The 10,742-nt window shown below is 45.6% G+C and carries 4 protein-coding genes and 2 pseudogenes; 1 reads left to right on the top strand and 5 read right to left on the bottom strand.

The features are described 5' to 3' along the window. Positions 1-126 precede the first annotated feature (126 nt). The gene (locus tag KVH01_RS29285) at positions 127-5,937 is read left to right on the top strand and encodes a capsular polysaccharide synthesis protein (protein WP_217883787.1); all 5,811 of its coding nucleotides are present in this window, start codon (positions 127-129) and stop codon (positions 5,935-5,937) included. Between the two features lie 418 nt (positions 5,938-6,355). On the opposite strand, the gene ltrA is transcribed toward KVH01_RS29285, so the two are convergent. The 5 genes and pseudogenes from ltrA to tnpB all read right to left on the bottom strand — a co-directional run. After that, a complete protein-coding gene (gene ltrA, locus KVH01_RS29280; protein ID WP_404822122.1) occupies positions 6,356-7,633 on the bottom strand; it encodes a group II intron reverse transcriptase/maturase in 1,278 nt (425 codons plus the stop codon). 680 nt (positions 7,634-8,313) lie between these two features. After that, positions 8,314-8,442: pseudogene (locus tag KVH01_RS29275) on the bottom strand (transposase domain-containing protein); the annotation flags it as partial. Between the two features lie 81 nt (positions 8,443-8,523). Further along, positions 8,524-8,835, bottom strand: coding sequence for a group II intron maturase-specific domain-containing protein (locus KVH01_RS29270; RefSeq protein ID WP_225924433.1), 312 nt, complete (start codon positions 8,833-8,835; stop codon positions 8,524-8,526). Between the two features lie 46 nt (positions 8,836-8,881). Next, positions 8,882-10,434, bottom strand: a pseudogene (gene tnpC, locus KVH01_RS29265) (IS66 family transposase). A gap of 18 nt (positions 10,435-10,452) precedes the next feature. Continuing rightward, a partial coding sequence (tnpB, locus tag KVH01_RS29260) for an IS66 family insertion sequence element accessory protein TnpB (RefSeq protein ID WP_217883786.1) occupies positions 10,453-10,742 on the bottom strand: 290 nt, incomplete at its 5' end.

Below are 10,742 nucleotides of genomic sequence, written 5' to 3'. Positions count from 1 at the left end.
TCGGAGAGGCAACAACTGTTCTGATACCCGGGGGGCTTCAACGCCCTCTCCAAGACGCAGTTTTTGAAAGACTGTTTTTCAACAATGTGTTATATAGATTTTTTCCATCAGAACACATGACTGATCATGAAGATAACATACGATAGCATTGCCAAGAAGAAGCGTCGTCATTCGCAGGCGAAGGACCATATCCGTGATGAAGAAAACATATTCCGAATGTCGGCAGAAACTGCTCATACATCGCAAGGATTATCCCGGTTTCCAAAATTACTTGCAAAGAAAAAAAGGCTACCGTCGGAACCATCCAGTCACGCTCAGGCAGAACAGAGACTGTTGTATCAGGGACTTAATACCAAATTTAGATCTTATCTTCATGAGCGTGGCGACCAGATTATTCCCAACTCAGGAAAGGGAAATAATTGCGCAATCTATGCCATAGTTCAGCAGATCCGACCAAACTTGACAACAGAAGCATTGGATGTAGAAGTTTCCAATATCCGTAAGCAGTACGATATCCGATATCCGAATGACCGCGGCAGGATGCTGTATTTTGATAATTTTAGCAGAGGCGCAGCACCTGCACTGATTGAGATTATAAATTCGCGTTATGATATAAATATAGAAGTTAAAGTGATCTCAGCAGGTCTCGATGATGCAGCGCCTGAAATTGATCACGGAAGCTACCGGGCATCCGACACCTGTTCCCCCGGGTGGCAACTCATTATTTGGGATCAGCAGGGCCATTACGAAGCCGTGATACCCCCCTCCAGTACAGCCTTTCGGACTCGGCAGCCGACCTCTGACAGTAAAGCCCTATCGACAGGCATGCGCACACCGTCACCGCGCAGTGCACGACGCTTGTCAGTCAATCGCCGGAGTGTATCAACTTCCTGCGATCCGCTACTCATCAGCCTGTCAGAGAAGTTGCAGAACATCAGCACTTTTCCTGTTAAAAGAAACACAGTTTTTGAGGCTGGCTCATTGGGACTGGCGGTACTGGACAAGTATGAAGGTACATTGGCTGCCCCCTTTATCGAAGAGGGAAAAACGTCATTTATACAGCTGCAAAATTATTATTTGTCAAGGCTGTCGCGAAAAAAAATGCAAAAAGCTCAGGAGCACGCAGCCGCTTTTACAGCGACGTTGATCGCAACACAGTTTTTCTTTCCGGTTGAAAATAGGGATGAACGACCCCCTTCATTGCCGTCTGCTTTGCTAAATCTCTGGGCACACCTGTTTGTCTCGGACAGCAAAATTATGCCGCCTAGCAGCGGGGCCTCAAAAAAAACAACTCTTGTGGACATAAGAACTGCGGGGACCGATGATCCGCCCCATCTAACTCTGCCGCGACCATATAGAACGAAAATGTATCCTCAGGCTGACACGAAAGATATGGCTGGTCGACCAGGATACGGCAAGCGTGTTAGTACCGGGGAGGCGGTGGGATTACCAGAAGAACACGAAAATATCATGCGTTATGGGGGGGCATCGAATGTATCACTTCCCATGGAAGTCATACCAGATCATGTGACCAGTGCAGACAGTACAACTCCCTTTTTAACACAACCAAACCAAGTGGTATTAGGCGCGAGTCTTACAAGCACATTACTGGCCGCAGGCTTGCCTTCCGCTGTAGCTGTAGCGGGAGTGACAAGCATAATCGCCTTGTTCTCTCTGGCACGTTATCTGTTGATACAGCCAGATGATTCCAACACTTTGGCAGACAATATAAAAATACTAGGCACAACCTGTCAAAAGGAGGAATATATAAAAGAACTCCTTAATCACTTAAAAAGAAATGGAATTGAAGGTTGTAGTCAATCATATGAAATAACCAAAAAAAACATCATTGAACAAAGTGTATTTGTTCTGGAAAAATTAAAAACAGCAGCGCTGAATATTATAGAAATCATGGATTGCTCTATAACTGAAAAGCAGGATGCTTTGTGCAAAACAATAAAAAGTGAACTAAAGAACCTTGCAGAGCAGGAAGCCCCATCACTTGACAAACTCCCAACCGAACTCTTAAAGAAACTTGAACTGGAGATAAACTCATTTTTAATTAATAAAGCAGACAATAAGCGCTCAGTGATTTTATCTGAAAAACCAGATCATACATTAATTGCTTTATCTGCAAGCATTAGGAATGTTATCAATGAAAGAATTAAAAATCATGATATCGCTAAGCAAGACGAGTTTCCTACTTCTCATCCTTTGTCACCAAGAACAAAAAGAGAAGCGCTTGCCAATGAAGAAAGCAACCATTTTTTGTTAAGAAATGCTCGCGATACAATAAATGAAAAGATGAATGCATATTTTTCAGAAAAGTATCCAAGTGAGGATAAATCCTGGACAGAGCTAATAGCACATGAAATAGATCAAGATAATCTGGAACCTATTGCCAGGATCATTCAAAAAGTCCATTTTGAATATGGTGGAGAAAGTAATGAAAATCTTACCCCAGCACAAAGCTTAAACATTGTAAAAGATTTTTTCTTCCTGTTCGCCGCTGAAAAAAGCTTCGTTTCTTATTTGTTTGATAGAAACCTACAACAAGAAAAAGAAATAAGAGCCAGTAAAGAAATAGAAAGTTATTGCATAACAAAATACCCTGACGATGCTAAAATGGCGTCAATTACCTCGCAGCTTATATTACAATGCATAGCTAAAGAAATGTTATATGACTCAGTAGTACCACCTAATGTTAAAAAATATATTCAGGAGAACGTTTCTTTCAATGGCTTTTTTTATTTTATCGATAATTTTAACAAAGAAGAAATAACATTAAACTCTCTTCTTTATGAGCTTGATACAAAGGAAAACCAAACAGTAAATCTTTTTCACAAAGTATGGGATTATTTTGTTGGCGAAGAAATTCCAATTTTACATTTAAACAAGGATATAGATAAAAAGATCTCACTATCTGATCCAGCCTTTTTAAAATCATATGTAGCCTCCTCCTTCATAAAGGATATTGCAATTCAAACAGGAGGAGACTATAAAAAAGAATTAGCATCATTAACACAAAAACAAATTGATATTATTTATGACGTTATTTTTGACCTTCTAAAAAATAGTACATCCGATAGCAATTATTTATCATACTTTTTCGTACCTGCCATTTTTTATAATATGAAGCATAACCCTGACAAAATAACAACCCTTCCGCCATCGAATATATTTTCTTTGATTGATGATATGCTAATACAGGTTGAACTTTCAAAACAATTTGACCGTGATCATAAAAAATTCATAGACGCAATGAAAGAAATTCCAAGCAGAACAGACTTTGCAAAAACTCAAATAAGAATGATTCAAACGCTCAGAGATATCGGAAATAAAAAAAATAACTCTGAATTAACTTATCCAACCAAAGGAAAAGCCTCTCCTTCTGAAAACTTATTGATAGATGTTCTGAAAGCGACAAGCAACAATATAAATAATCGCTATAAAGAAAAACTAGAAGTTGATATTGGGGCTCCTTATTTTAATATCAACAATTATTACCTGCGCAATATGTTTGCTGGTTACTTCTATTCTCACAAAGAAGAAGAGAGCTTTATTACCTCAAACAGCTCTATAATTTATTCAGCTCAATTAGTTGAAGTTAATATCAAATACAGTATGCTCGGAGTTATGACGTCCCGGAATGTGGTTCGTAAAGAAATAACAAATATTATAAAAGACAGAGACTTTCTTATTGTGCGTAATAATGGCCTAGATCGCTATTATGTGATGGAGCCTGTTAATGGCACATATGCGTTCTCTCGCCTTGCGCGCGATCCATTCAATGACATAAGAACAGAAGGATTAAATCGCCAGGAAACTTACTATACTGCCCCGCAAAATGCTTATATGATAAAAAACAATAACAGTCCATTTGCATATAGGGGATTTATTGATCACTTTAACGCTTTATGCCGCAGACGTTTTATTGATGAAATATATGATAAAAACTATGATGCTTCAGTGTTGGAAATAATGGAAAGCATAGGAAAGCACCTTGTTCCATTTTATGATTGCATAAAAGAATATAAAAACAAAAATTATGAAACATCCGCACTGTCCTGTACTATGGACCTCCTTACTGTATTGCCTTTTTTAGGGGAAGCACTCTCAATATCGAGTAATCTGGCAAATGGCATTATTGATGGAGCTATTACTTATCGCTCTCTTGCTAGATTACCACTATCTGAAAGAGTTAATGCAGGATTTCTCGCACTGGAAAAAGGGATCCCCAATGCGGGAAAAACGGTTTCTCTCATTCAGTCAGGCCTGTTAATGTTTGATCCAGGTTTTTCTCTTGTATATCAAAGTGGAAAGCTGGGTGTTAAAGCAGGGCCATTTTTATTAAAATGGCCGATAAAAAAAATAAACGAGCTTGAATCTTTCCTTGAGGCGCTTAAAACAAAAACCGACAATATAAAATCATCACGCAATCAGAAAGATTACCAACATATTCTAGAGCTCTTTGAAGAGCATGCAAATAGAATAGAAAGTAAAAGAAGATCTCAAAAAGATCGTATATTGACCCTTCCTGGAACAGATGTTGCTCTCCCCTACAGAGTGATAGGAAAAACCTTTGTTGGGGAAGATATTGTTGCTTTTGTTGATGAGTCTGGCAATCTCGCAGGGAAAAGATATAAAGAAAAAAACAATGAGTTATTCCCTATTCCCTGCCTGACAGGGAAAAGCAAACGTTCCCCTGGGGAGAAAGATTGCAAGCTTGAATTAATAATGACTCGAAACTTTGAAAATATCATAGCAGATGCCTCTGTCAGTAAGGCTATTGTTGTAAGGTCTGACAATACTCTTTACAGTGTTATTAATACCTATTTAACACCAGTGGTTTATGATGTGGAATATAATGCCTTTATTGCTATTAGTTCAGGAAAGGCTTATCAGGTTGATAAGACAGCAAACGCACTTCGGCCTCTTACAGCAACCGAAATGAATAGTCGATATAAATCAGAAATAGATGAAGAGCGTATAGCCTCTTTAAAATCTCTCGGGTTTAATGTAGATGTACGAGCTTTAGAAAGTAGAGAGCCCAATAAAACGCCCATCCCCAAAAAAATATATTCATTATGGGTTGGGCCTAAAGAAATTTCGCCTCAAAATATAGAGAACATCATTCACAATGCTAGATATGCAAAATCTAAAGGATTTGAATATACATTATTTCTTTCTAAAGCTTCAGAGTCATCATTTAATAAAAATTCAGAAAACTTAAAAGAAGTTGGAGAAAATATTGCCGTCTTGGAAGAGTCCCCTGAATATGTAAATTTCATGAAGAGAAAAAACCATGATCAATTTTTAGATGCGCTAGGTAACAATGAATTCAAAAACACAAATTTTGCCTCTGCTGCTGATATTCTCAGGTATCATCTGCTCTACGAACGAGGAGGAATCTATATAGATGCTGACGATAAATTAACAACAGATTTCGCAGAGAAAGATCTAATAGCTTCCAATAACGATATCCTGCTTAGTACGCCTGTAAGTAATTCTGCTCTCGATATGTATGTAAACTATAATAATAATTTTATTGGCACCCATGAAGGAAATAAAATTTTCGAAAACCTTTTAGATGAAATTTTTATTCGCTATCAAAGAAATAAGGATTTTTACAAGAGCAGGCCAGCAGTAAATGATGTGAAAAAAATGTCTGCGTATGTAAAAAAAATATCTGAACTAACAGGCCCTGGTGTTTTTAATGATATTATTTCTCAGCATCTACCCAAAGCTGAAAAAGTTTTGAGTTTGGCTAGGTTTTTGAACAAGGGCGGGGTGGAGATTTCAAAAGAACATGCCTTCAAATTTTCTGCAGAATTCAGAAATATGTTAATAGACGTATATTATAATAATGATGTAACGCTATTAGCGGATATGGCTGATGCTGGCAATGATCATACATGGGTAGAGCATCGCCGTTGATCGGCGTTGGTGCACAGGTGGCTAAACCAATACCTGCCCATTCTGAAATGGTTCCGTCGCATTAACGTCAGCGAGTCGGCAGATTTCAGGTTCAGGAAGAGCCGGTTCGAGACCCGACCAGCCAATCGTGGATGTGGGTACTGTTGGTGCTGTTTGAAAACTGTAAGGGATCCATGATCCCGACATTCCAAGCCCGAAATTGAAGCCTGATGCTGTGCTCTCGATTCTTTCAGGAGCCAGCACACCGTTATGAGTTGCGGTAGGAATGGCAGTCACCTCCCCCCCGCACAGATCCGTACAGTATGCGATCCATGAACTACACCTACCGCAAGACAACCACCTCGTTTACCGTGGTATCTCGGTCGCGGTAGGAATGGCAGTCACCTGCCACCCCCCGCACAGATCCGTACGTGCGGAATTACCGCATACGGCTCCTGCCTTGGGTTTTGACGCCGAAGCGGGTTATGGGATGCGGATGCATTGGTAGCTCTCTTGGATAGGGTATGAATAGCCGGGCCAACGTAGCCATGCGTTCCCAGTTCAGACGGTGCCGCTGACTTCGCCGTTTAAGAGCATGCCTCCACGCACCGATCACTTCACGGCGAAAGGCATCCAGTCGCCGTGTGTTACCGGGTACGTGATAGTAGTTGCAGTAACCTTTAAACAGACGGCTCAACCATTGTCCGATTACCGGGACGGGCTCATGTCTGCGCTTGTGTAACCGCACCCGTATCTCCCTGATTGTCGTTCTCATACGCTTGGCGATGGTCACGCGTCTAACCACAAACATCCCGTTCTTGGTTTTGTTACAGATATGCGTGAACCCGAGAAAATCGAAAGTTTCCGGTTTTCCTTCCCCGCGCTTCTTGCGATCTTCGATCGCGAACCAGCCAAACCGTAGCAAACGTGTTTTCTCTGGATGCAGTGTCAGGTTGAACTGGGCTAGTCGAGCCTCCAACGCCTGGCGAAAACTCCATGCATCTTCATGCTTTTCAAATCCAAGCACACTGTCGTCTGCGTATCGCACAGCAATCATCTGACCTCGTGCAGTACGCTCGCGCCATTGCCTGATCCACAAGTCCATCACGTAGTGCAGGTAGATGTTGGCAAGCAACGGTGAAATGGGCGCACCTTGCGGCGTGCCCTGCTTCGCAGGAATGCGCTTTCCATTTTCGAGAACACCTGTGCGCAGCCATCGAACTATCAGCGCTAACATTCGCCTATCCGCAATTCGGTGTTGCAGGAAGCACATCATCCATTCGTGATCGATGGTGTCAAAGAACGCTCGAATATCCACGTCCAATATCCAACGAACACGCGAATTCTGTATTCCTACCGATAACGCATCCAATGCATCGTGTTGCCCTCGACCTGGGCGAAAACCATACGAGAGTCCGAGAAAGTTCTGCTCATAAATTGCGTTGAGCACTTGCACGACTGCGGTCTGGACGATCTTGTCTTCCAGTGCGGTTACGCCCAGCGGGCGCTCGCTACCATCTGCCTTTGGGATAAACACCCGCCGGACAGGCTGGGCGCGATAGCGGCCACTATGCACTTTGTCGTGTAAGGCTGTCAGCCTTGTGAGCAGACCTTGCTCATACTCTCGCCACGATAGACTATCCACACCACTGGCCGCGTCTCGCTTGAGATTGTAGAAACTCTCGTGCAATAGCTCGACCGTCACGTGGTGCAGCAAGCTCGTGAACTTTACCCGGCGATCTCGCCGAGCTGCTTGACGTACAGCGAGCAACCCTAACAACGCACTTGTCCGGCTCTGCGTCCGGGGTGCGGAAGGCTGTTCGCTGTTCCCCTTGGCTAACTCCCTTTCCTCCATTGTCTCCGCTGAGCAAAACCCATTGTTCGACAACTTCTCAGGTACTACGGAGTTATCCGACTTCTCATCCGCGTAGACGGCAGGCTTTTGGCTTGTGACCTTTCCTACCCCGTCTGGCTTGTCACGACCAGACAACGGATGAGATCTCCCAGCTTCCGTACAGTTGACTTCCCAGCATGCTCAGGGTCTACGACCGCGCAGGGCGTGAAACATGGCTTGCGATTATCGTCATGCACACTGTGGCCTTCCGCTTCGCTTAACAGCGTCGGCGCCCTGGACTCATGATTTCGCGGCTCAATGGCTGGCCTGCTGGTTTCCCCTGCCAACGCTTCGCCGTACACCTCACGGTGCACAACGCATGACTCGGGGTCGAGGTGTTTCGCCATAACTTCTCTCGTAGGGACTTTCACCCTTTATCAACTGCCAGCTTGGCTGGCGCACTAAGCGCTCCATAAACCCCACCTAGTCAAAAATTGGCGGCGCGTTTAGCCATGGGATCCAGGCTTGCAGTTCCACGGCAACAAGGCTTCGTAATCTTCAACCTAGGATGCCTGTGGCAGGCGCTCCAGTGCGTGGCGCAGCCACGCATAAGGCTCTTGGCCGTTGGCTTTGGCGGTCTCGACCAGGCTGTAGAGTTGAGCACTCGCCGTCGCGCCTTTGGGCGTATCGCTGAGTCGAGTCAGCCGAGGGAATTTCACCCCTCGGCTGCTCACAGAACCGTACGTGACAGTCTCCCGTCATACGGCTCTTGATCACACATTCGATGCACGTAGTAAATACCAATGCGCGAACAGCTCCGGATTCTCTCTTCGAACAAGACGCAGCCGATGCTCCGCTTGACGTATAGAGATTCGGTACTTGCTCTTCATCCATTTGAGCAGGCGCGATTGCAACGCGCTCCACAATCGATAGCTGAAGTTTCTGTACCAGAATTTACCGTAGTATTCGATCCATCCTCGAATCACAGCGTTGTACCTGCGAGAAAAATCCCTCAGGTCATCCGTCGTGGATCGATGGATGCGCCAGTGTTTGATCGTGTCTACCATCCTGCGCATCGCCTTCATCGTATGCGCTCCATAAACCCCACCTATCCCAAGGTGGGGCAACGGTTTACTGTGGCATCTCCGGTGAGCAGTTCCATGGCAGCAAGGCTTCATAGTCGGTTATTGACTGTGCATGCGGCAGTCGCTCCAGTACGTGGCGCAGCCACGTATAGGGCTCTTGGCCGTTGACCTTCGCGGTTTCGACCAGGCTGTAGATCTGGGCGCTGGCAGTCGCGCCTTTGGGCGTATCGCTGAACAGCCATGCTTTGCGCCCGATCACAAACGGCTTTATCGCTCTTTCGGCTGCATTGTTGTCGATCGGTAAAAAAACCGCCTCAACGTAGCGCTCCAGCCGACTCCAGTTGTTCGCCAGATAATTAACCGCCTTGCCCAGCACACTTTGTGGCGTTACTTGGGACTGCGTTTTATCCAGCCAGCTTTTCAACTGCGCCAGGATCGGCAGGCTCTTTTCCTGACGGCCAGTAAATCGCTGTCATCACCGACGTCTTTTAACTCACGCTCGATGCCGTACAGCTTGTTGATCATCGCCAGCGCGATATCGGCACGCCCGGTCTTGCCCTTGGGCTGCACTTTCTGTGCGTCCACAAACTTGCGCCGTGCATGGGCCATGCACCCCAGACGCTCCACGCCCGGTTGCAACGCCAAGGCGTTGTAGCCCGCGTAATCGTCGGTCATCACATAGCCCCGATAACTTTCCATCAGGCGCAGCGGCACTTCCTGGGCACGGCTGGACGTGTAGTCAAACAGCACCACTTTCCTGTCTGGCGGGCCACTGGCCTGCACCCACATCCAGGATTGGCTGGTAGGGTCGCGATCCGGTTCTTTAAGCACCTGGACGCGGGTTTCATCGCAGTGGATGACCGGACTTTCCAGCAATCGGTCGCGCATTAAATTCAGTAACGGTTGTAAATGCTCGCCGCACTGGATAATCCAGCGTGCCAAGGTCTGGCGCGGGATATCGATGCCGTGTCGACTCAGCACCGTTTCGAAACGATGCAACGGTAAGCCATCGACATACTTGGTGGTCAACAGCATCGCCAACATGCTCGGACTGGCCATGCTCTTTTCGATCAACTGAGCAGGTTTATCAGCGGTGACCGGAGCCGTTTCACAACCACGGCAGCCGTAGACTTTGCGGATGTGTTTGATCACTCGGATCTGCATCGGCACGATGTCCAGCTGTTCACTGGCTTCTTCACTGATCACATGCTTGCGGCAACCGCAGGCACAGGTCAGTTCATGTTCTGGCAGTTCGTGGATGACTTCGATGCGCGGCAAGTCAGCCGACAGCGGCTTGCGTTTTCCACGGCGCTTGGTTGGCGCAACGACCTCTTCCTCAGCGTCCTCGACAACAGGCTTCGGCTTGCTTTCGGGCTCGTTGAACAACGCGAGTTGCGGCGTGTTGGGCTCAACGGTCTGTTCGGATTTGCGACCGAATATACGGTCACGCAACAGCTTGATCTGCTCTTTGAGATCAACGATATGAGTCGCGTAAGCTTCTTTGACTTCCTGATCACGTGCACGCGCTTCGTAAATCTCAAGCAGCATCTGCTTGAGAAGCACTGGGTCATCAGGAAGGTCATCGGGCAAAGAAATCATGGTCCGAATTATACCCAATCAAGCGACAAATCGTGGTGTCAAAACCTGGTGCGGGCGGTTGCGCCACAGATCAAAACCGTCGAGTAACCAGTTCGGCTCTTGGACGCTCAACACTATGGCTTCGGGCGAGGTTTTGAAACGCTCCGACTCCAGGCGCTTGAGCCAAAGACAGAAGCCGTTGCGTTCCCAATAAAGTATTTTCACCCGATTACGGTGGCGATTGAGAAAGACAAAAAGCACCGGGTCGAACACGGCGACTTTAATATCAAACTCGACCAACGCGGCCAGTCCATTAATGGACTTTCGAA

It is taken from the genome of Pseudomonas khavaziana (genome assembly GCF_019145205.1).
Lineage (GTDB): Bacteria > Pseudomonadota > Gammaproteobacteria > Pseudomonadales > Pseudomonadaceae > Aquipseudomonas > Aquipseudomonas khavaziana.
This window is presented reverse-complemented; position numbering and strand designations above follow the sequence as displayed.